A 22,116-nucleotide genomic window follows, 5' to 3' on the forward strand; every position below is an offset into this window, starting at 1 on the left:
GTCTCCGATCGATCAGTTGCGGACAGGCTTGCCGGTCGACAGCATGCCCATGATGCGTTCTTGCGTCTTGGGGTTGTCCAGCAGCGTGCAGAAGTGCTTGCGCTCCAGGGCGTGCAGGTATTCCTCGCTCACCAGGGTGCCGGCATCGACGTCGCCGCCGGTCAGCACATCGGCGATGCACGAGCTGATGTAGTAGTCGTGCTGGCTGATGAAGCCGCCATCACGCATGTTGATCAGCGAGGACTGCAGCGTGGCCTTGACGCTGCGGCCCGCCACGGGGATCAGCTTCTTGGCCGGGGCGCGGTAGCCCGACTCGTACATGGCCTTGGCCTGGGCGATGGCCACGTGCAGGACTTCGTCCTTGTGCGGCACGATGATGTCGCCGTCGATCAGATAACCGAACTTGCGCGACTCGATCGCCGAGGTGCCGACCTTGGCCATGGCCGCAGCCTGGAAGCCTTCCTTCAGGAAGCCCATCAGTTCGCCACCGACCTGCCCCGACACGCCCTTCGACGGCTCGAGCAGCTCGGCTGCGCGGCGGGCCAGGTAGGCCAGGCCACCACCGCCAGGGATCAGGCCCACGCCCACTTCGACCAGGCCGACGTAGGTTTCCATCGCGGCCACACGCTTGGCAGCGTGCACGGCCAGCTCACAGCCGCCACCCAGGGCCAGACCGTGCATCGCAGCCACGGTCGGGACGTTGGAGTAGCGCAGCGACAGCATGAAGTCCTGCAGCTGCTTCTCGAACGGAGCGATGGCCTTGCCGCCGCCCTGCATGAAGGCAGGCATCATCGACTGCAGGTCGGCACCGGCCGAGAACGGGCCGTCCTGCGACCAGATCACCAGGCCCTTGTAGCCGGCTTCGGCCAGCTCCAGACCCTTGGTCAGGCCCGAGGTGACCTCGGCCGAGATGGTGTGCATCTTCGACTTGATCGAGGCGATGACGACTTCGTCGTCCAGGGTCCACAGGCGGATGGCGGCGTCTTCGAACAGCGTCTTGCCAGCGGTGGCGGCCGACGGGGCGTTCGAGCCCAGCACGTTCTCGCGGAAGTACTGACGCTCGTAGACGGGCAGGTTGCGCACCGGCACGTACTTGCCCAGCTTCGGCGCCCACGAACCTTCGGCGGTGTGCACACCGTCGCGGCCGTCGAACACCCAGGCGGGCAGGGGCGCCTTCGACAGGGCCTTGCCCTCGTCGATGTCGGCCTTCACCCATTCAGCGACCTGCTTCCAGCCGGCTTCCTGCCACAGCTCGAACGGGCCCTGCTTGGCACCGAAGCCCCAGCGCATGGCGAAGTCCACGTCGCGGGCGGTCTCGGCGATCGATTCCAGCGTGACGGCAGCGTAGTGGAAGGCGTTGCGCAGGATGGCCCACACGAACTGGGCGTGCGGGTGGCTCGACTCGCGCAGCGCTTTCAGACGCTCGGCGGCCGGCTTCTTCAGGATCTTGCTGACTTCTTCGTCGGCCTTGCCGCCGGCGGCACCGTACTCACCCGTGGCAGCGTTGAACTGCAGGATGGTCTTGCCTTCCTTCTTGAAGAAGCCCTGCTTGGTCTTCTGACCCAGGAAGCCCTTCTCGATCAGGATGGTCAGGGCAGCGGGGGTTTCGAACGCGCCGTTGAACGGGTCGTCCTTGGCGCCGTTCTGCAGCGTCTTGATGACATGGGCCATCGTGTCCAGGCCCACCACGTCGGCGGTGCGGAAGGTGGCCGACGAGGCGCGGCCCAGCTTCTTGCCGGTCAGGTCGTCGACGACGTCATAGCCCAGGCCCGAGCGCTCGACTTCGCGGAAGGTCAGCAGCATGCCGGCCACGCCCACGCGGTTGGCGATGAAGTTCGGGGTGTCGTAGGCGCGGATGACGCTCTTGCCCACGGCCGAGGTCGAGAAGGCTTCGAGCTGGTCGACAACTTCCGGCTTGGTGTATTCGGTGGGGATCAGTTCCAGCAGCGCCATGTAGCGCGGCGGGTTGAAGAAGTGGATGCCCAGGAAGCGCGAACGCAGCTGCTCGGGCAGCACGTTGGCCATGGCGGTGATCGACAGGCCGGACGTGTTGGTGGCGAGGATCGCGTTGTCGTTCACGAACGGGGCGATCTTCTTGTAGAGGTCTTCCTTCCAGTCCAGACGCTCGGCGATGGCCTCGATGATGAGGTTGCAGCCGCGCAGGACTTCCAGGTGCTCTTCGTAGTTGGCCTGCTGGATCAGCGCGGCGTCTTCGGCCACGCCCAGCGGAGCCGGCTTGAGCTTCTTGAGGTTTTCAACGGCCTTGGTGACGATGCCGTTCTTCGGACCTTCCTTGGCAGGCAGATCGAACAGCACGACCGGCACCTTGCAGTTGACCAGATGGGCCGCGATCTGGGCACCCATCACGCCGGCGCCGAGCACGGCCACCTTGCGGACATTGAATCGACTCATGTTTTCTCCTGGCAGAGATTTTGGAAAGGAGGAGAGAGGCTGAAGGGCGCACCCCGTGCGGAGCACGCCCTTCATCGGGTGCCTGTCGGTCAGAACAGGGCTTCTTCCATTTCGGTCAGCGGCTTCAGACCGGCCTTGGCCGTGATCATCAGCGTTTCGACTTCAGGCATCAGCTTGGCGAAGTAGAAGCGGGCGGTGGCCAGCTTCGCCTTGTAGAAGGCGTCACCGGAAGCCTGCTTCTCCAGGGCGATCTTGGCCATGCGGGCGAAGAAATAGGCATAGACCATGTGGCCGACCACGCGCAGGTAGTCGACGGCGGCAGCGCCCACCTCGTCGGGGTTCTGCATGCCCTTCATGCCGATTTCCATCGTGAAGGCCTGCACCTTCTGGCCCAGATCGGCCAGCGGCTTGGTGAACTCCTGCATGGCTTCGTTGTCGGCGTTTTCCTTGACGAAGCGGCCCACCACCTTGCCGAACTTGGTCAGCTTGGCGCCAGCATCGCCCAGCACCTTGCGGCCCAGCAGGTCCAGCGACTGGATGGTGTTGGTGCCTTCGTAGATCATGTTGATGCGCGCATCACGGACGAACTGCTCCATGCCCCACTCGTGGATGAAGCCGTGGCCGCCGTAGACCTGCTGGCAGTGCACCGTCGAGATCCAGGCGTTGTCGGTGATGAAGGCCTTCACGATCGGGGTCAGCAGCGCGACGATGTCGTCCGACTCCTTGCGCACGGCTTCGTCCGGATGGTTGTGGGCCTTGTCCAGCTCGATGGCCACGTAGTACACCAGGGCGCGGGCGCCTTCGGCGTAGGCACGGGCGGTCAGCAGCATCTTGCGCACGTCAGGGTGCACGATGATCGGGTCGGCAGCCAGGTCAGGGCGCTTCGGGCCCGACAGCGCACGCATCTGCACGCGGTCCTTGGCATAGTTGACGGCGTTCTCGTAGGCGACTTGCGTCAGGCCCAGCGACTGGTTGCCCACGCCCAGACGGGCGCCGTTCATCATCACGAACATGGCGGGCAGGCCGCGGTGCGGCTGGCCGACCAGCGTGCCGACGGCACCGTCCAGCACCATCTGGGCCGTGGCGTTGCCGTGGATGCCCATCTTGTGCTCGAGGCCGCCGCAGTAGATGCCATTGCGCGCACCCAGCGAGCCGTCGGCGTTCACCAGGAACTTCGGCACGGCGAACAGCGAGATGCCCTTCGAACCGGCAGGCGCGTCCGGCAGGCGGGCCAGCACCAGGTGGACAATGTTGTCGGCCATGTCGTGCTCGCCGGCCGAGATGAAGATCTTCTGGCCGGTCAGCTTGTAAGTGCCGTCAGCCTGAGGTTCAGCCTTGGTGCGCAGCAGGCCCAGGTCGGTGCCGCAGTGCGGCTCGGTCAGGCACATCGTGCCCGTCCACTCGCCCGAGGTCAGCTTGGGCAGGTACATCTTCTTCTGCTCGTCGGAGCCGTGGGCTTCCAGACAGGCGTGGGCACCGTGGCTCAGGCCAGGGTACATGGTCCAGGCCTGGTTGGCCGAGTTCAGCATCTCGTAGATGGCCTGGTTGACCAGCAGGGGCAGGCCCTGGCCGCCCCACTCCGGATCGGCCGACAGCGCCGACCAGCCGTTTTCGGTGTACTGCTTGTAGGCTTCCTTGAAGCCCTTCGGGGTCGTGACCTCGTGGGTTTCCTTGTTCAGCGTGCAGCCTTCGACGTCGCCGACCAGGTTCAGCGGAGCCAGCACTTCCGAAGCGAACTTGCCGCCTTCTTCCAGCACCGCGTTGACGGTGTCGGTGTCCAGATCGCCATAGGCAGGGATCTTTTTCAGCTCGTCAACGGCACCCAGCAGCTCGTGGATCACGAATTGCATGTCGCGCAGAGGGGGGGTGTAGGAAGGCATCGTGAAGCTCCTCGGTCAGAAAGACACTTGAATAAACCTGATCTGGCCAGGCGATGGGTTCAGCGGGACACCGGTGCGGATGACGCCGCCGCGGTGGATGGTTGGTATGGCAAGGGGTTGGGTGCACCCTGTGCGTAGTACTGCACCACACGGTCGAAAGCGACCCGGGCGCGCTCGATGGCCCCCGTCGACCGCAGGAAGCGGGCGTCGTGGTGCAAGGAGAGGATGAGGCCGTGGATCTCGAACTGCATCTGCATCGGATCCGTGTCGGCACGCAGGTGGCCCATCTCGATGGCCATGCGGATGGCGCGCACCAGCGACGTGTGCCAGGTGACGACCATGCCGGCCAGCGCGTCGCGCACAGGGCCGGGGCGGTCGTCGAACTCGACGGCACCGCTGATGTAGATGCAGCCGGAATCGATTTCGGTGGCGACCTTGGCCACCCAGTTCTCGAACAGGGCACGCAGGCGCGGCAGGCCACGCGCCTGCTGGATGGCCGTCTTGAAGACCTCTTCCTCGAAGCGGGCGTGGTACTCGCGGATCACCGAAATCTGCAATTCTTCGCGTGAGCCGAAGTGGGCGAACACGCCGGACTTGCTCATGCCGGTGACTTCAGCGAGCGCGCCGATCGACAGGCCTTCGATGCCCATCTGCGAGGCCAGGTTCAGGGCCGCGTCGAGGATGGCTGCGCGCGTCTGCTGCCCCTTGGCGGCACCACGCCCACGCTCGCGCCCAGACTCGGCGGCGTGTTTGGTGTCGATGGGCGGCGGGACGGACACAGGCGGGCTCCTTCAAAAAAATACGAACGGTCGTGCTAAATCGAACGACCGTGCTATTTTGCAGAAAATGATGACGGCTGTGTGAGTCCGCCCCAAATTTTTTTGGGGATTTGTCGTGCCGGGGTGCATCGCCTTGCTCGCGGTGCGGTCGCGCGACCTCAGGGTTCTCCACAGGGGCCCCGCCATCTGCAGGGCCCGGCGTGCTTGAGAATGTCACGCAAGGTCTCTATGCTGTAGCGCACCAATGCCTTACTGGAGGCTGCATGGACGTGCTGCAACTTGACGTGTCAGGCCGTCCGCAGGCTTGGCTGTCGGCCAAGGACGCGGCGGTGGTGTATGCGAGCGACGGTGTCGCGTGGACGCTGGGCGAGCCCTTCATGGTGCTGCGCGGTGGCATCCAGCGGCTCACGGGTCAGCAATCGCGGCTGGCCCTGCATCCGATCGTGGCGGTGCACGGTGCCGTGCCCAGCCGGGCCTGGCGACAGCAGCCCGCACTCAGCAATCCCAAGCTCTTCGCGCGCGATCGGCAGATGTGCGCTTACTGCGGCGGGCACTTCGCGCTGGATCACCTCACGCGTGAGCACATCGTGCCGACCTCGCGCGGGGGCCACGACACCTGGATGAACTGCATCACCGCGTGCCGCGGCTGCAACGGGCGCAAGGGCAACCGCACGCTGCACGAGCTGGGTTGGTCTCTGTATTACCTGCCCTATGTGCCCAGCCTGCATGAGGACATGATCCTGCGCGGGCGCCGCATTCTGGCCGACCAGATGGAGTTCCTGCTGGCCAGCGTGCCAGCCCACAGCCGCTTGCGCCAGAACTGAGTCAGAACGGCGTCGGTGGCGTCGCCGCCACGCCCCAGCCGCTCAACGGGCGCGCAGGCCGTCGAACGTCGTGGCCATCACCCAGTCGATGATGCGTTCATCGGGGTGGCCGCCCGCCTTGAGCACCGCCAGCACCGGATCACAGGCGCGTGCAAACAGCGTGTAGAGCACGACCTCGGGCGGCACCGTGGCACCGAGCTGCCCGGCCGCCTGCGCCTGCAGGATCCAGCCGCTGAGGCGCTCGCTGACCCCGAGCAGCAGCGTCATGTAGTCCATGTCGGCCATCAGGGCCGTGCGCAATGACGAGTTCTGCGAAGGCAGCGAGGGCATCTCGCCCGCCAGCTGCACGCCCATGGTCCAGCGCACCACGGCCTGCAGGCGGGCCAGGGGGTCGAGCCCGGTCGTCGCCTCGACGCGGTCCAGTTCGACACGGGCGCGGCTCAAGAGGCGCTTCATCGCCGCGGCCGCCAGCGCCTCCTTCGAGTCGAAGTGTTTGTAGAGGCTGGCCTTCGCGATGCCGACCTCGGCGGCCACCTCGTCCATCGTCATGAGGTCGAAGCCCTTGCCCGCCAGAAGGCGGTTGACGGCATCCACGATGGCGTCTTCGCGCGCCTGGCGTACCTGCTGACTGAAGGGAAGACGGGCCATGGTGTGATTGTAGGCAGGCTGCTCAGACGCGCCGCGGGCCGGGGATCCCCCGATCGATGCGGTAGCGGGCCTGCGTGCGCAGCCGCGAGTCGGGGCGGACGGGGTGCGGCGTGCCGCGGAATTCGATGTCGATCTGACGCGGTGTGACGTCCAGCACCACGTAGCCGCGCTGGTCGGCGCGGGCGTGCAGCATGTCGGGGTTGCCGCCCTTGAGCCAGGCGGTGACCACTTCGCTGAGGCCCTTGCTGGACACCGAGGTGGTCACCACCTCGCTGGCGATTACGGGCGAGTTCAGGTCCTCGGGATGCAGTCGCAGCTGGGCCGCCACATGGCGGTGGACATCGCCGCCCAGGCACACCACATCGGGCACGCGGGGCTGCGCGATGGCCTGCATCAGGCGTTCGCGTGCGGCCGGGAACGCATCCCAGCCGTCGCCATAGACCACGCGCCCGAACGGGGCCCGGATCGTGCCCGGCGCAACCTGGGTTGACTGCACGATGAACTTCCAGTCGACCGCGCTGGATGCCAGCTCCCAACTCAGCCAGTCGGCTTGCGCGCGGCCCATCAGATCGCGCCCGGGCACGGCCAGTTCGGGACAGTTGCGCACCAGCTTGCCATTGAACAGGCTCTGCGTGCGGCCGGTGCAGGGCGACGGATCGCGGTGCTGCCGCGTGTCCACCGTCCAGAACGTGGCCAGCCGCCCCCAGTCATAGCGGGCGTGCATGCGCATCCGCGGCCCGGTCGGGGCCCGCGTGGGCGAGATCGGCAGGTGCTCGAAATAGGCCCGGTAGGCGGCCGTCCGCACTGCAAGAAAGGTGTCGACATCGTCGATCTCGGCATCGCGGTCGCCGGTGTAGTCGTTGACCACCTCGTTGTCGTCCCAGGCCAGCAGCCAGGGGTGCGCCGCATGGCAGGCGCGCAGGTCGGCGTCCAGCTTGTAGCTCGCGTGGTGCACGCGGTAATGCGCCAGCGTGAAGTCGGCATGATCCCGGGGGAAGCGGTGCGGGTGCCGGCGCACCCGGTTGAACGACGGCACCGATGAGGTGTAGATGTAGTCGCCCACGAACACGACCAGGTCCACATCGGCCGCGGCGATTTCGCGGTGGACCGTGAAGTGGCCCGCCTCATAGTGCTGGCACGACGCCAGCGCCACGCGCATGCGCGTCGGCCGGGCCTCGGGCGCGGGCGCAGTGCGGGTGCGCCCCACCGGACTGGTCTGGCCGCCAGCCTCGAAGCGGTAGTGGTAGCTGCGGCCCGGCTGCAGCCCCGTCACGTCGACATGCACGCTGTGCGCGGCCTCTGGCGCAGCCAGCGCCTGGCCGGACGCCACCACGTGTTCGAACCGGGCGTCGCGAGCCACCAGCCAGCGCACGGGCACCGCCGCGGCCGGCATGCCCCCGTCCGGCTTCAGGGGCTCGGGAGCGAGCCGCGTCCAGATCACCACCGACTCGGGCTGCACCTCACCGCTTGCCACCCCCAGCGAGAACACCTCGCCCGGGGCGGTCCAGTCCGGCGCCTGCAGGGGCTGCGCCCGGGCACCGGGCCCAAAAAGCTGCTGCCAGGCCAGGGCGGCGGCCATGCGGCTGGCGTGGAGAAACAGTTGTCGGCGTTGCATGAAGCCGCCGATTATGCGGCGGGGTTTTCCCCAGCCCTCGCGTGCGCCGCACAGGCCGGGCACAATGACCTAAAGCCCAAGAGGAGACCCGCATGTCGACCCGCCCCTCCAGCCCTGCCGACGACGGCACGCCGAACCCCACCGACCGCCTGAATCCGTTTGCGGGCCTTGGCGCCGGTCTGGACTTCTTCCAGGACTGGATGAAGGCCGCCGGCAGCGCCATGCCCAATCTGCAGGCAGCAGCCGGCGCCGCACCTGCGGGCCTGCCCGCGTGGTCGCTGCCGACGCTCGACCCCGAAGAACTGGACAAGCGCATCCGGGATCTCAAGACGGTGCAGTTCTGGCTGGAGCAGAACGCCCGCATGATCGCCATGACCATCCAGGGGATGGAGGTGCAGCGCATGACGCTGGCCACGCTCAAGGGCATGAACGTCTCGATGGACGCCGTGCGCGATGCGCTGAAGGTGCGCCCGGACTCGCCGGCCACGGGCGCGGAGCCCCCCGCCGCACCGGACTGGATGGCCCGGGCCCGGGCCTCGGCCGCGTCGGCAGACCGTCCGTCGGAAGCCGCCCCCGCCGAGTCTGCATCCGAATCGAGCACAGCCGGGGCCGAGGCTGGCCCGTCGGCCGAGGCCTCGCCGGAACTCATCAACCCGATGCGGTGGTGGGACACCCTCACGCAGCAGTTCACGCACCTGGCCAACCAGGCCGCCGCCGCATCGGCCATGCCGTCGCCTGCCTCCGCGGCCCCCAAGGACCGCCCCCAGGCCGCCGGCGGCACCCCGGCCCGCGACAGCAGCCGCCCCGCCGCCGACAAGACGCCGACCCGCAAGACAGCCGCGGCCGGCACGCCGCGCAGCCCCTCGCGCCCCGCTGCCCGCCGTCGCGGCGATCCGCAGGCGGACTGACCCCTCACAGGCACGGCCATGCGATCTGCCCCGCTGCGCTTCCTGCACGCCCACGCCACCCACCCGCATCCCGAGCTGGCCCTCGAGATCGTCTGGGCGCAACTGGCATCACAGGGCGCCACCACGATGGAAGCCAGCCTCGGCTGGTGCTACCTCACCGAAGCCTATTCAGATCACGCCGAAGCCGTGCTCGACAGCCTGCGCGCGCGCCTGCCGGGCGTCGCCTGGGTCGGGGGCGTGGGCATCGGTGTGCTGGCCACCGGGGTGGAGTACATCGACGAACCCGCGCTGGTGGTGATGTTGTGCAACCTGCCGCCGGCCACGTTCCGCATCTTTCATGGGCGGCACCCGCTGCCCGGCCCGGCCGAACGGGTGATGGCGCAGGACGGCGTGTGGCGCGCCCACACCGCGCAGGTGCACGCCGATGCCCGCACGGCCGACATGCCCGAGCTGCTCGCCGAACTGGCGGAACGGACCGACACGGGCTACCTCTTCGGCGGCCTGAGCACCGGCCGCCAGCACGCGCTACACCTGGCCTTTGACCCGCACGATGGCGAGGACGAGGTCGGCGTGTGGGAGGGCGGGGTGTCGGGCGTCGCCTTCGATGCCCATGTCGACGTGGTCTCGCGCGTGACGCAGGGCTGCGAGCCGATCGGCCCGCGCCGCGAGGTCACTTCTGCCGACCGCAATCTGGTCTATGAACTCGATGGCGAGCCCGCACTCACCTGCCTGCTGCGCGATCTGGGCGTCACCGCCCGGGTGGGCGGCACGGACTGGCAGCGGGAGGCCCTGCCCCGCATGCGCGCCACGCTGGTCGGCCTGACCGACGCTGGATCGGACCTGATGCAGCACGGCCAGCATTTCGGCGCTGACACCCGCGTGCGGCACCTGGTGGGGCTGGATCCCGCTCGTCAGGGCGTGGCGGTGAGCGACTGGGTCGAGGAAGGCATGCAGCTGGCGTTCTGCCAGCGCCACGTGCAGGCCGCCAGGCAGGATCTGGTGCGGGCCTGCGCCGAGGTGCGCGAGGAGTTCGACCCCCTGGAGTCGCCCGGCCGCCAGATGGCCGGCGCGGTCTACATCAGCTGTTCGGGCCGCGGCGGGCCGCACTTCGGTGGGCCGCACGCTGAAATGGAGATCGTGCGGCACGCGCTGGGCGATGTGCCGCTGGTCGGTTTTTTCGCGGGCGGTGAGATCGCGCGCCGGCATCTCTACGGCTACACGGGCGTGCTGACGGTCTTCGGCTGCTGACCCCCCCTATCTGGGTGGCTCAGCCCCCAGACACCACCCCAAGGGGGATTCCCCGGCATCGGGCCGCGCCGGACACTGCATGCAGACCGCTGCGCGCCATGGCCCGTTCGAGCATGGCTGAGCCCACCCAGGAGCCACCATGATCGCCCGTCCGTCCGCACAACGCGTTCCCATTCCGTTTTCGGCGCCCGGCCTCGGCCCGGCCCCGTCGCCCGCTGCAGCGCCCGTGGTCGCCACGGCGCTGCTGCCTCGACGTTCGCCAGTCACCGTGTCATTGGGCAACGCCCTGCCTCCGGTGCCCGCCGCCCAGGCCCCCACGCGGTTCGCCCGCTTCACGGGACAAGGCCGCTTGAGCGTGCGCTCCAGCACCTCCGGTCAGCACTACCGCTTCGTCGGACACGGCGACACCCAGCCGGTCGACCCCCGTGATGTGCTGATGTTGCGCCGCATCCCCGACCTGCAGCTGGGCGACTGACCCCGACGACTCAGCCCGGCGGAGTGTGCGCCTCCGCCATGCGAAGCCGGGCGTTCTGAAGGGTCTCGATCGTGATCCGCCGCACTTCGACCTTGCTGTGCTCGATGTGGGCGCGCAGCAGCCGCTGGGCCTCGTCGGCGCGACGCCGGGTGATGGCGCGCAGGATCAGCGCGTGCTCGTCGTACGTTGCCTCCACGCGCTGCGGCTTGGTGAAGTCCAGCCGGCGGATGATGCGGATGCGGTCGGTCACATCGGCGTGCACGCGCGCCATCTCGGTGTTGCCCGCGGCTTCCACCAGGGCGGCGTGAAACGCCTCGTCCAGCCGGTCGATCGTCAACACGGTGTGCTGACGCTCTGCCTCGGGCACCAGCCACACACGGTTGAGTTCGTCGAGGGAAGGGCGCGGATCGGCCTCGCACAGGCGTGCGACCGCGTGCGTCTCGAGCAGCATGCGCAGGTCGTAGAGCTGGCCGAAGGCATCGAAATCCAGCGGGGCGACCTGCCAGCCGCTCTTGGGAAACACGAGCAGAAACCCCTCGCGCTGCAGGCGCTGCAACGCCTGGCGCAGGGGCGTGCGGCTGACCTGCACGCGGTTGGCCAGGTCGCTCTCCGAGAACCGGTCGCCCGGCAAGAGCACGAAATCGAAGATGAGCTGCTTGATCTGGGCGTACACGCGCTCGGCGAGCGTGCCGGCAGACAGGGCGACAGGCGGCGTGGGCAGGGACGGAACGGCCAGCGTCATGGGGAGAGGGTGAAAGGGAGAAAGCCGGATTCGGCTCAACAGCCATGCTGGCATGCCCTGCGTCACATCACCATCCCTCGGAAGGGTCAAAGCCAATTCCGCCCTCACCGTACCGGAGGCCCGGCAGCACACCCCTGATCCGCTTCAGTCCCGCGTCACCACCGCGTGCCGCGGGAAATCCTGCCCCTCGCTTTCGGGGGGAGGCCCCTGGGGCGACGGGGCCGCCTTGACACAGACCGGGCACCATGCGCTATAAATGCGCCTGAATTCGAACGACCGTTTCAAAAGACCGTTCGACACCCTCCCATGACCCTGACCGAGGTGACGACCTATGCCGCAGTACAAGGCGCCTTTGCGCGACATGCGCTTCCTGCTCAACGAAGTCTTTGATTTCGAGGGCCACTTCAAGAGCCTGCCCAATGGCGAAGAGGCGTCGCCTGACATGGTGGACGCCATCCTGGAGGGCTGTGCCACGTTCTGCGAAGAGGTGCTGGCTCCGCTGAACCTGCCGGGCGACTTGGAGGGCTGCACGCTGAAGGACGGTGAAGTCACCACGCCCAAGGGCTTCAAGGAAGCTTACGCCGAGTATGTGGCGGGCGGCTGGCAGGGTCTGTCGCACCCCAAGGAATACGGCGGGCAGGAGCTGCCGATGTCGCTCAACCTGCTGAAGGCCGAGATGATGGGCACGGCCAACTGGTCGTTCACCATGTACCCCGGTCTGAGCCTCGGCTGCATGAACACGGTGTTCCAGTTCGGCTCGACCGAGCAGAAGGCCACCTACATGCCCCCGCTGGTCAGCGGCGAATGGACAGGCACGATGTGCCTGACCGAACCGCAGTGCGGCACCGACCTGGGTCAGGTCAAGACCAAGGCCGAACCCCAGCCCGACGGCACCTTCAAGCTCACCGGCACGAAGATCTTCATCTCGTCGGGCGAACACGATCTGGCCGAGAACATCATCCACATCGTGCTGGCCCGCCTGCCCGATGCGCCCAAGGGCACCCGGGGCATCTCGCTGTTCATCGTGCCGAAGTTCCTCGTCAACAAGGACGGCAGCGTGGGTGAGCGCAACGCCGTGCGCGCCGGTGCGCTCGAACACAAGATGGGCATCCGCGCCTCAGCCACCTGCGTGATGAACTTCGATGGCGCGACCGGCTACATGATTGCCGAGCCCAACAAGGGTCTGGAGGCCATGTTCACCTTCATGAACACCGCCCGCATCGGCACAGCCGTGCAGGGCCTGGCCCACGCCGAGCTGTCCTACCAGGGCTCGCTGCCCTATGCCAAGGAGCGGCGCTCGATGCGGGCGCTGTCGGGCAAGAAGGACGCCGACCACCCGAACGACGCCCTGATCTGGCACGCCGACGTGCGCCGCATGTTGCTGACGCAGCGCGCCGTTGCCGAAGGCGCCCGCGCCATGATCTACGTAGCCGCCAAGCTGGCCGACCACATGGTGGCCGGCGTGGCCACAGGCGACCAGGCCAAGTACGAGGCCTACGACGACAAGCTGGGCTTCTACACGCCCATCCTGAAGGGCTTCATCACCGAGATGGGCCTGGAGTGCGCCAACCTCGGCATGCAGGTCTTCGGCGGACATGGCTACATCAAGGAGCACGGCATGGAGCAGATCGCCCGCGACGCGCGCATCTCCACGCTGTACGAAGGCACGACCGGCATCCAGGCGCTGGACCTGCTGGGCCGCAAGACGCTGCTGCAGTCGCGCGGCAAGTGCATCTTCAACTTCACCAACGAGATGATTGCGCTGGCCAAGCCGCACCTGCTGGACGGTGACGCCGTCGGCACGATGGCGCGCGCCTCGTTCAAGCGCGCGCTCGAGTGGAAGTGGATCACCGTCAAGATCATGCTGCGCGCCAACAAGGACCGTGATGTCGTCAGCGCCGCCTGCTATGACTTCCTGATGTACGCCGGCTTCGCGATGATGGGCCACTTCTGGCTCAAGCAGGCCATCGTGGCGAAGGAAAAACTGGCCCGGGGTGGCAAGGAGTCGAAGGAGTTCTACACCGCCAAGCTCCAGACGGCCGAGTTCTTCTTCGAGCGCCTCGCTCCGCGCGCCAACGCCCACAAGAAGACCATGCTGTCGCCGACCCGCTCCATCATGCAGATGGACAACGAGCACTTCAGCTTCGTCTGACGCCCCCTTTGATGCGCGGCCCACCGGCGGCGCGCTCACGGCCCGGCCTGCCCAGCGCACGCCGGGCTTTTTCATGGCCGGCGCACACGCCCCATCAGGATTAACCCGATGTGACCACGCCGGACATCGCTTTCGCACACGAACCAGGGGTGACACCTTGATCTTCGTCAGCCAAAATGACATCCATCGTTTTCAGATGATTCCGCTTTACTGAGGCAAGAGATGATGGACAAACCCTGGTTGACGCAATACGGGCCCGGCGTGCCCGCCACGATCGACCCCGACGCCCACCCCTCGCTGGTCGATCTGCTGGAGGATGCGTTCCGAACCCATGCCCGCAAGGACATGATGGCCTACATGGGGTCGCGCTGGACGTTTGCCGACATCGACGCCCAGTCCCGGCAGCTGGCCGCCTGGCTCCAGGCTCAACGCCTGAGCCCCGGAGCCCGTGTGGCTGTGATGATGCCCAATGTGCCGCACTATGCCGTTGCCATCGCCGGCATCCTCCGCGCCGGCTACGTGGTCGTCAACGTGAACCCCATGTACACCCCGCGCGAGCTGGAGCACCAGTTGAACGACGCGGGCGCCGAGGCGATCATCGTGCTCGAGTACTTCGGCCCAACCGTGCAGGAGGTGATCGACCGCACGCCCGTCCGGCACATCGTGCTGGCCTCGCTGGGCGATGTGTTCGGCGCCATCAAGGGCCCGTGGATGACGTACAGGTCGCGCAATGTCGACAAGCACGTGATCGACTTCCAACTGCCGAATGACGGCCGCCGGCAGCTGACCCCGATGAAGCGCGCCCTTGCCGAAGGCAAGCGTCTGCCATATGGCCGCCCCGCGCTGAAGGGCAGCGACGTGGCCTTCCTGCAGTACACCGGCGGCACCACCGGCGTGTCGAAGGGCGCCACGCTCACGCACCGCAACCTGGTCGCCAACATCCTGCAATGCGAGGCATGGTTCAAGCCCGAGCTTGACAAGGTGCAAGGCCAGTTGGTCAACGTGGTGGCCCTGCCGCTGTACCACGTGTTTGCGCTGACGGTGTGCTACTTCCTGAGCGCACGCATGGGCACGCTGAACGTGATGATCGACAACGCCCGCAATGTCGGCAAGCTGATCGAGACGCTCAAGAAGTTCCAGATCACGCAGTTCCCGGCGGTCAACACGCTGTACAACGCGTTGGTCGAAGAGCCGGAATTCGCCGAGCTCGACTTCTCGCGCCTGAAGGTGTGCAACGGCGGCGGCATGGCGGTGCAGCAGGCCACGGCCGAGGCGTGGCAACGCATCACGGGCGTGCCCATCGTCGAAGGCTATGGCCTGTCGGAGACCTCACCGGTGGTGACGGTCAACCGGCTCGACAACCGCCAGTACAACGGTGCGATCGGCTACCCGCTGCCCTCCACCGAGGTGGCGCTGCTCGATGAACAGGGTCAGCCCGTGGCCCAGGGCGAAGCCGGCGAGATCGCCGTGCGCGGCCCGCAAGTGATGGCAGGTTACTGGAAGCGCCCGGAAGAGACGGCGAAGGTGATGACCCCCGACGGCTTCTTCCGCACCGGCGACATCGGCGTGATGGCGGCAGACGGCCTCATCAAGATCGTCGACCGCAAGAAGGACATGATCCTGGTGTCCGGCTTCAACGTGTACCCGAACGAGATCGAGCAGGTGGTGAGCCTGCACCCCGGCGTGACCGAGTGCTGCGCCATCGGCGTGCCGGACGAACGCTCTGGCGAGGCCGTCAAGCTGTTCGTGGTGCGCAAGGACTACAGCCTGTCGGAAGAGGACGTCGCCGCCTACTGCAAGGACCAGCTCACGGGCTACAAGCGGCCAAAGTACATCGAGTTCCGCGAAGACCTGCCAATGAGCAACGTGGGCAAGATCCTGCGCAAGGACCTGCGCGACGAAGAGCTGGCTGCGATGGCGCGGCGCAAGAAGGTGGCCTGAGCAACGCTCGCCCCACCCGGAACGCAAAAGGCCACCCCAGGGTGGCCTTTTTCATGGCGATGCGCGCCGAGCGCTTTCAGGCACCCCAGTGCTGCTTCAGGAACGCCGCCTGGCGCGCCAGCGCCTGCGTGGCACTGGGCATCATGCCGGCGTGGATCTGGAACACGTGCCAGCGGTCCTGGTAGATCTCGAGCTCCACGTGGCGGTCGAAGCGCTTGGCTGCGTGCAGCAGCCACACCGAGTCGTCGTGCAGCACCTCGATTTCGCCGACCTGCACCAGCGTGGGCGGCAGTGTGCTCAGGTCCTGTCGCTTCGGAAAGGCCAGCGGGTGGTCGTGCTGCGGGCGATACCAGGCAAAGCCCTGCATGCCCCACTCGATGTTGATCATCGGATCGAGCTTCTTGTACTTCTTGACGCTGTCGCTGTTGAGCCGTGCGTCGAACGCCGGCGACATCATCACCAGGCACTTGGGCGTGGGCAGCCCCTCGCGCTCCAGCGCCTTGAACACCAGCAGCGTCAGCGTGCCGCCTGCCGAGTCGCCCGCCACCGCGATGTGCTCCGGCCGGTAGCCGCGCTGCAGCAGGTCCTTGAAGCCCGTCACGGCGTCTTCGATCTGCGCCGGAAACGGGTACTCGGGCACGCGGCGGTAATGGATGGCCAGCACCTCGCAGTCGGCCATGCGGCTCAGGCGTGAGGTGATGCTGCGGTGGCTGCGCGGGCTGCCGGCACAGAAGGCGCCACCGTGCAGGTACAGCAGCGCGTGCCGCGGCTTGGGGTTGGCCTTGGGCGTGATGCGCTCGGCGGCCATGGCGCCCAGCTTCACGTGCTCGACGCGCACCCCGCCACCCGGCGGCATCATCACCGACAGCGTGTGCAGCACGGCCCGCTGCAGGCCGACCGGCATCGGCGGCTTGATCACCGGCTTGAAGAAGGTGCGCAGGCTGGTGCGCATCATGGCGGCGACGATGCGCTCGCGGGCACCGGGCACCGGCGCATAGGTGCGCTGGATCGGGCCGTCTGGACGGGTGGGGGCGTGAGGGGTCTTCATGACAGCAGACATGGGGTGCACTCCGGGGGCGGGCACGGGCTCAGCCCAGCATGCTCTTCTTGGCGAAGAAGGTGGTGAGGGGCTGGTAGGCGCTGCCCAGCACGCGCACCAGCTTGTCGAGGAACTTGGCGTCCATCCCGACCAGCACGCGTCGCTGGTTGCCCTCGACCGCCCTCAGGATCTGCAAGGCAGCGCTTTCGGCGCTCGTGGCATTGAGCAGCTTGTCGAACTTGGCACGGGCCACCTCCGACTTGCCACCGGTCGCCTTGTCGATGCTGGCGTCCATCTTGGCATCGCGGGCGATGTTGGTCCGGATGCCGCCCGGGTGCACGCAGGTGGCGCTCACGCCGCACTTCATCATGTCGAGCTCCTGGCGCAGCGCCTCGGTGTAGCCCCGCACGGCAAACTTGCTGGCGTTGTAGGTGCCCTGCGTGGGCGTGGCCAGCAGGCCGAAGAGGCTGGAGGTGTTGACGATGTGGCCCTCACCCGCGCGCTTGAGGTGCGGCAGGAAGGCCTGGGTGCCGTTGACCACACCCCAGAAATTGATGCCCATGATCCACTCGAAGTCCTTGCGGCTCACACTCTCACAGAAGGCGCCCAGCGCCACGCCTGCGTTGTTGAAGACCAGGTTGACCTTGCCGTGGGTGCGGGCCGTGTCGTCGGCCCACGCCGTCATGGCCTCGAAGTCGGCCACGTTGACTTTGGCCGTGGTCACTTTGACGCCCAGGGCGGCCGCCATCGACGCCGTCTCCGCCAGACCACGCTCGTTCACGTCGCTCAGTGAGAGGTGGCAGCCGCGGCGCGCCAGCTCGAGCGCCAGCGTGCGCCCCATGCCCGATGCTGCGCCTGTGATGGCGGCGACCTTGTTGCGGAAGTCCTTCATGTACGGTGTGCCTGGTGATGTGAGGGTGGAGCGAAAACAGCCTGAGCGCTGCCTTTCCGGCGCGGCCGACGGCAGTCAGAGCACATCCGTATGCACACCGCCGGCAGCGAAGTCGCCCGACGTGCCATACTTTTGGGCACCGTACCGCAGTCCTCGCGTGCGCACCGGCCTCGGTGTCGCGTCGGATTTGACAACGATCAATCTCAAAAATACTATTTGACAATGGCCGTTTCCAGAAATCGGGTTAACCCTGACCCCCCCTCCACCGCGGGGACGTCGGGCCGGCGTTATGGCGGCGTCGATTCCGAAGAGCGCCAGCGCCAGCGGCGCGCCCGGCTGATCGAGGCGGCCCTGGCCGTGTTCGGTGACCAGGGCTACCACCAGTCCACCGTGCGCGATGTCTGCAAGCAGGCGCAGCTCACCTCACGCTACTTCTATGAGTCCTTTGAAGGCATGGAGGACCTCTTCCGCTCGGTCTACGCAGAGGTGAGCCGGGACCTGATGCAGGCCACCGTGATGGCGCTGGCGCGCAGCGAGCCCGAACCCGACAAGCTGGCCGAAGCCGCCCTGCGCGCGTTCTTCGAGTTCATCCGCGACGACCCCCGCCGCGCGCGCGTTGCGCTGATCGACGCGCTGAACGTGGGTGGCGAGATGCAGACGGCCTTCGACAAGGCGCAAGAGGACTTCGCGCTGCTCATCCAGGGCTTCATGACGCAGATGTTTCCGCGGCTGCCCGAGGCCGGGCTGAACCACCACATGCTGGCGCAAGGTCTGGTCGGCTCGAACACCCGCATTGCGACCAAATGGGTGGCCGACCGCTGTCGCGCTCCCCTGGAAGACGTGCTGCGCAACACGTTCTCGCTGTTCCAGGCGGCCATCCTGTACGCGCGCGACGTCGAAGCCCGGCTGCCGCCGGTGGCGACCCGCCAGAGCGAGCCCGCCTGAATCGCTCAGGCCGGGGGCCAGGTCAGATCGCGCACTGCACCGGGCGCGCGCCCAGCACGGTCTCGAGCACCGCGGGCGCCAGGCCCACCAGAAAGCCGCGGCGCCCGCCGTTGATGAGGATGCGCTCCAGCGCCAGCACGCTCGCTTCCACATAGACCGGCAGCGCCTTGCGCGTACCGAACGGCGACGTGCCACCCACGAGATAGCCGCTGTGCCGCTGCGCCACCTCCGGCTTGCAAGGCTGCACCGACTTCACGCCGATGGCGCGGGCCAGATTCTTGGTGCTGACCTGCCGATCACCGTGCATCAGGACGACCAGCGGGTCACCGCGCTCGTCTTCCATCACCAGCGTCTTGATGACCTGGTGTTCAGGCCAGCCCAACTGGCGTGCCGATTCTGCCGTGCCACCGTGGTCGACGTAGTCGTAGGCGTGCTCGGTGTAGCTCACGCCATGAGCCTTGAGCCATTGAGTGGCTGGGGTTTCGCTGACATGGGGGGTCTTGCGGGCCATGAAGGCGAGTCTACGTCGACTGACGCGCCATGGCCGAGCCGCGCATACAGGTTCATCACCGCCAGGTGCAGTTCGCGGAAGTCCACCGGGCGGCTGAAGACGCCGTCGGCGCCGGCCTCGCGCGCGGCCGTCCAGTGCCCCATGTGGTAGCTGGGCAGCAGCAGCAGGAGCCCGCAGTCGCTGGCACGCCGCAGTGCGCCAGCCGGCTCGAATGCGCGCTCATCCCACGCAAACGCCGGCGGACACAGCGACATCAGCACCACGTCGGTGGCGGCCGGTGCCCCCTCGTGCAGCAACGCCGCCACCCCCGCGTGCTCCTGCGCCGGGATGCCGCGGCGCCGCAGGGCCTGTAGCAGCCCGCGCCGCGCGGTGGCGTCGGTGTCGACCACGTGGGCCTGCAGAGGCCGTACCAGCCGAGCGCCCATGCCCGGGGCGGCCGAAGCCGGCACACCCAGGAAGTGCCGCACCAGTTGAACCGGCGAGGCCGCCCCCAGCCGCTGCATCGCTTCCCGGCGGTAGACCTTCACGGTGGCGACGCTCAGCCCGAGTCGCTCGGCCACCTCCGCATTCGTCAATCCCTGGGCCACCAGGGCCCCCACCGCGAACTGGCGGGGAGTCAGGGCCGCGCCCGCGCCCGCGCCGCCGGGCACCCCAAGTTGGTTCGAACTGGCTGGCATGGCCACCCCTGATCCCGATTCTGGTTTGTCGTCATGGCGCACCCGGAAACTAGCAGTGCGATAACAGCATGATAACTGTCGGCACGTTGACAATAAAGGATTCCGGACGCCTCTTCCCCCCTTTCGAGGGCCCTGTCACGCCGAAGGGATAAGGCGATCGGCCGTCCCCTCCCGTCAGAATGGGCGCAGGACAGACCACCACGCCACATGGCCAGCACCACACGCCACCGCAAGCAGATCAAACTGGCGCTTCAGGGAGGGGGTGCCCACGGCGCCTTCACCTGGGGCGTGCTCGACCGCCTGCTGGAAGACGAGCGCCTGGAGATCGAAGCCGTCAGCGGGGCCAGCGCCGGCGCCATGAACGCTGCGGTTCTGGCCGATGGCTTGCACGCGGGAGGCCGCGCCGGCGCCCGCGAAGCCCTGCGCCGGTTCTGGACCGCGGTGGGCCGGGCGGCCCCCGGTGGATGGGTTCACGCCTTCACCGGCGACCAGGGCACCCCCTTGCCCATCCAGTGGATGGCGGGCTGGATGTCGCTCTGGTCGCCCCGCCAGTACCTGCCGGGCACTCACACCCTGGGCGAGATCGTCCGCGCCAGCGTCGACTTCGACCGGGTTCGGGCCTGCAACAAGGTGCAGGTGTACGTGTCGGCCACCCATGTGCGCACGGGCGAACTCAAGCTCTTCCGGCAGCACGAACTCAGCGTCGACGTCCTGCTGGCCTCGGCGTGCCTGCCCCAGCTGTTCGGCTCGGTGGATGTCGACGGAGAGGCCTACTGGGACGGCGGCTTCGTGGGTAACCCGCCGCTGCTGCCGCTGGTGGCAGAGGGCGGCAGCGACGACCTGATGCTGGTGCAGATCAACCCGTCGAACCGCCAGGCGCTGCCGGTGACCCAGCAGCAGATCATGGACCGCACCAACGAGATCACCTTCAACAGCGCACTGCTCAAGGACCTGCGCACGCTGGCCCTGGTTCAGGCCGCGCTGCAGGAGGAAAAGAATGACGGCGCAGGCCCACCCCGACGGGCGACGCTGTTCCAGCGCATCGGCGCACTGCGCCTGCACCGCATCGACACCGAGAAGGACCGGGTCAGCCTGGACGCCAGCAGCAAGCTGCAGGCGGGATGGCCGCACCTGCTGCGGCTGCACGGCGTCGGTCGCGTTGCGGCAGACGCCTGGCTACAGGACAACTTTGCCCACCTGGGCCGCCGCCCCACCGTGCCCTTGTCGCACTACACCTGAGACGGGGCGCCAACTCAGGCGCCGTCGACCGTCACCCCGGCCTGCGCTGCCTGCTGGTCGGCATGGTAGCTTGAGCGCACCATGGCGCCCACCGCGGCGTGGGTGAAGCCCATCTCGCGGGCGGCCTGCTCGTAGGCCTTGAAGGTGTCCGGGTGCACGTAGCGACGCACCGGCAGATGGTGGCCCGACGGCGCCAGGTACTGGCCGATGGTGATCATGTCGATGTCATGCGCGCGCATGTCGCGCATCACCTGATACACCTCTTCATCGGTCTCGCCCAGGCCCACCATGATGCCGCTCTTGGTTGGCACATCGGGGTGCAGCGCCTTGAACTTCTTGAGCAGGTTCAGGCTGAACTGGTAGTCAGAACCCGGGCGCGCTTCCTTGTACAGGCGTGGCGCGGTCTCGAGGTTGTGGTTCATCACGTCGGGCGGCGCGGCCTTGAGGATCTCGAGCGCGCGGTCGTCGCGGCCGCGGAAGTCGGGCACGAGGATCTCGATGCGTGTGGCCGGCGACTGCTCGCGGACCTGCTTGATGCACTCGACGAAATGACCGGCGCCGCCATCACGCAGGTCATCGCGGTCCACGCTGGTGATCACCACGTACTTGAGCTTGAGCGCCGCGATGGTCTTGGCCAGGTTGGCCGGCTCGTTCACGTCGAGCGGATCGGGGCGGCCGTGGCCCACGTCGCAGAACGGGCAGCGGCGCGTGCACTTGTCGCCCATGATCATGAACGTGGCCGTACCGTGCCCGAAGCATTCACCGATGTTGGGGCACGAGGCCTCTTCACACACCGTGTGCAGCTTGTGCTCGCGCAGGATGTCCTTGATCTCGTAGAAGCGCGTGGTGGGCGAACCCGCCTTCACGCGGATCCAGTCCGGCTTCTTCAGCACCTCGCCGGCGGGCACCACTTTGATGGGGATGCGGGCCGTTTTGGCCTGGGCCTTCTGCTTGGCCGTGGGGTCGTAGGCGGGCTGGCCGGCTGCGGGGGTGTCGGAAGCCGGGGCGGACGGGGTGCGTTCAGTGGTCATGGCGCGGGGTCTGGGTGGCGGGGCTGCCGGAGCGACCGCCAGGACGCCGGATAGGCGCCCTGCGGCCAACAGTGGCCACATGGGTGACGTGGCCAGCCGGGACTGTAGCCGATCTGCCCGTGCTCAGGGCGCGGAGGGGCTGCAGCGGGCCCCTCGGA

General features: G+C 67.4%; 19 protein-coding genes. 8 read left to right on the plus strand and 11 right to left on the minus strand.

All coding sequences use genetic code 11. The features are described 5' to 3' along the window. Positions 1-12: 12 nt before the first annotated feature. From Q0Z44_RS09060 to Q0Z44_RS09070, 3 genes are all read right to left on the minus strand, one after another. Positions 13-2,412, minus strand: coding sequence for a 3-hydroxyacyl-CoA dehydrogenase/enoyl-CoA hydratase family protein (locus Q0Z44_RS09060; RefSeq protein ID WP_298011871.1), 2,400 nt, complete (start codon positions 2,410-2,412; stop codon positions 13-15). Positions 2,413-2,501: 89 nt separating this feature from the next. Next, complete coding sequence (locus Q0Z44_RS09065) at positions 2,502-4,292, minus strand: acyl-CoA dehydrogenase C-terminal domain-containing protein (RefSeq protein ID WP_298011872.1); 1,791 nt, start codon at positions 4,290-4,292, stop codon at positions 2,502-2,504. 59 nt (positions 4,293-4,351) lie between these two features. Next, a complete protein-coding gene (locus Q0Z44_RS09070) occupies positions 4,352-5,053 on the minus strand; it encodes a TetR/AcrR family transcriptional regulator (protein ID WP_245932731.1) in 702 nt (233 codons plus the stop codon). Between the two features lie 281 nt (positions 5,054-5,334). Here Q0Z44_RS09070 and Q0Z44_RS09075 point away from each other — a divergent pair, with 281 nt between their 5' ends. Next, positions 5,335-5,895 carry an HNH endonuclease gene (locus Q0Z44_RS09075; protein ID WP_298011873.1) on the plus strand — a complete coding sequence of 187 codons (561 nt, stop codon included), beginning with the start codon at positions 5,335-5,337 and terminating at the stop codon, positions 5,893-5,895. Between the two features lie 42 nt (positions 5,896-5,937). Here the strand turns inward: Q0Z44_RS09075 and Q0Z44_RS09080 are convergent, their stop codons facing one another. Continuing rightward, positions 5,938-6,543: a helix-turn-helix domain-containing protein gene (locus tag Q0Z44_RS09080; RefSeq protein WP_298011874.1), complete on the minus strand. Its 606-nt coding sequence runs from the start codon at positions 6,541-6,543 to the stop codon at positions 5,938-5,940. A 22-nt stretch (positions 6,544-6,565) separates the two neighbouring features. Beyond that, complete coding sequence (locus Q0Z44_RS09085) at positions 6,566-8,158, minus strand: alkaline phosphatase D family protein (protein WP_298011875.1); 1,593 nt, start codon at positions 8,156-8,158, stop codon at positions 6,566-6,568. A gap of 92 nt (positions 8,159-8,250) precedes the next feature. On the opposite strand from Q0Z44_RS09085, the gene Q0Z44_RS09090 reads away from it, so the two are divergent. From Q0Z44_RS09090 to Q0Z44_RS09100, 3 genes are all read left to right on the plus strand, one after another. Next, on the plus strand, positions 8,251-9,066 hold the full coding sequence (locus tag Q0Z44_RS09090; protein ID WP_298011877.1) for a PhaM family polyhydroxyalkanoate granule multifunctional regulatory protein: 816 nt from the start codon (positions 8,251-8,253) through the stop codon (positions 9,064-9,066). A gap of 18 nt (positions 9,067-9,084) precedes the next feature. After that, positions 9,085-10,314, plus strand: coding sequence for an FIST N-terminal domain-containing protein (locus tag Q0Z44_RS09095; protein WP_298011878.1), 1,230 nt, complete (start codon positions 9,085-9,087; stop codon positions 10,312-10,314). Positions 10,315-10,453: 139 nt separating this feature from the next. After that, positions 10,454-10,789, plus strand: coding sequence for a hypothetical protein (locus tag Q0Z44_RS09100; RefSeq protein WP_298011879.1), 336 nt, complete (start codon positions 10,454-10,456; stop codon positions 10,787-10,789). Positions 10,790-10,799: 10 nt separating this feature from the next. Here Q0Z44_RS09100 and Q0Z44_RS09105 read toward each other — a convergent pair whose 3' ends face one another. Beyond that, positions 10,800-11,531 (minus strand): GntR family transcriptional regulator, encoded by a 732-nt coding sequence (locus Q0Z44_RS09105; RefSeq protein ID WP_298011881.1) that lies wholly within the window; start codon positions 11,529-11,531, stop codon positions 10,800-10,802. 331 nt (positions 11,532-11,862) lie between these two features. Between Q0Z44_RS09105 and Q0Z44_RS09110 the strand changes: the two genes are divergently transcribed. Both Q0Z44_RS09110 and Q0Z44_RS09115 read left to right on the plus strand, forming a co-directional pair. After that, positions 11,863-13,683 carry an acyl-CoA dehydrogenase C-terminal domain-containing protein gene (locus tag Q0Z44_RS09110; RefSeq protein ID WP_298011882.1) on the plus strand — a complete coding sequence of 607 codons (1,821 nt, stop codon included), beginning with the start codon at positions 11,863-11,865 and terminating at the stop codon, positions 13,681-13,683. A gap of 225 nt (positions 13,684-13,908) precedes the next feature. After that, a complete protein-coding gene (locus tag Q0Z44_RS09115) occupies positions 13,909-15,624 on the plus strand; it encodes an AMP-binding protein (protein WP_298011899.1) in 1,716 nt (571 codons plus the stop codon). 76 nt (positions 15,625-15,700) lie between these two features. Here the strand turns inward: Q0Z44_RS09115 and Q0Z44_RS09120 are convergent, their stop codons facing one another. Beyond that, positions 15,701-16,684 carry an alpha/beta hydrolase gene (locus Q0Z44_RS09120; RefSeq protein ID WP_298011883.1) on the minus strand — a complete coding sequence of 328 codons (984 nt, stop codon included), beginning with the start codon at positions 16,682-16,684 and terminating at the stop codon, positions 15,701-15,703. 28 nt (positions 16,685-16,712) lie between these two features. Beyond that, entirely contained in the window at positions 16,713-17,555 is an 843-nt protein-coding gene (locus tag Q0Z44_RS09125; protein ID WP_298011884.1) for an SDR family NAD(P)-dependent oxidoreductase, read from the minus strand. A gap of 222 nt (positions 17,556-17,777) precedes the next feature. Between Q0Z44_RS09125 and Q0Z44_RS09130 the strand changes: the two genes are divergently transcribed. Then, a complete protein-coding gene (locus Q0Z44_RS09130; RefSeq protein WP_298011886.1) occupies positions 17,778-18,500 on the plus strand; it encodes a TetR/AcrR family transcriptional regulator in 723 nt (240 codons plus the stop codon). A 22-nt stretch (positions 18,501-18,522) separates the two neighbouring features. Here Q0Z44_RS09130 and ybaK read toward each other — a convergent pair whose 3' ends face one another. Both ybaK and Q0Z44_RS09140 read right to left on the minus strand, forming a co-directional pair. After that, on the minus strand, positions 18,523-19,011 hold the full coding sequence (gene ybaK, locus Q0Z44_RS09135) for a Cys-tRNA(Pro) deacylase (protein WP_109034150.1): 489 nt from the start codon (positions 19,009-19,011) through the stop codon (positions 18,523-18,525). Continuing rightward, positions 18,945-19,688, minus strand: a complete 744-nt coding sequence (locus tag Q0Z44_RS09140; RefSeq protein WP_298011888.1) for a helix-turn-helix transcriptional regulator — start codon at positions 19,686-19,688, stop codon at positions 18,945-18,947. Before Q0Z44_RS09140 ends, ybaK begins: the two co-directional genes overlap by 67 nt. Before the next feature lie 207 nt (positions 19,689-19,895). Here Q0Z44_RS09140 and Q0Z44_RS09145 point away from each other — a divergent pair, with 207 nt between their 5' ends. Then, positions 19,896-20,927: a patatin-like phospholipase family protein gene (locus Q0Z44_RS09145; protein WP_298011891.1), complete on the plus strand. Its 1,032-nt coding sequence runs from the start codon at positions 19,896-19,898 to the stop codon at positions 20,925-20,927. 14 nt (positions 20,928-20,941) lie between these two features. Here the strand turns inward: Q0Z44_RS09145 and lipA are convergent, their stop codons facing one another. After that, positions 20,942-21,958 (minus strand): lipoyl synthase, encoded by a 1,017-nt coding sequence (gene lipA, locus Q0Z44_RS09150; RefSeq protein ID WP_298011892.1) that lies wholly within the window; start codon positions 21,956-21,958, stop codon positions 20,942-20,944. Positions 21,959-22,116 lie beyond the last annotated feature (158 nt).

The sequence above is a fragment of the uncultured Aquabacterium sp. genome (assembly GCF_947366995.1).
Classification (GTDB): domain Bacteria; phylum Pseudomonadota; class Gammaproteobacteria; order Burkholderiales; family Burkholderiaceae_C; genus Aquabacterium.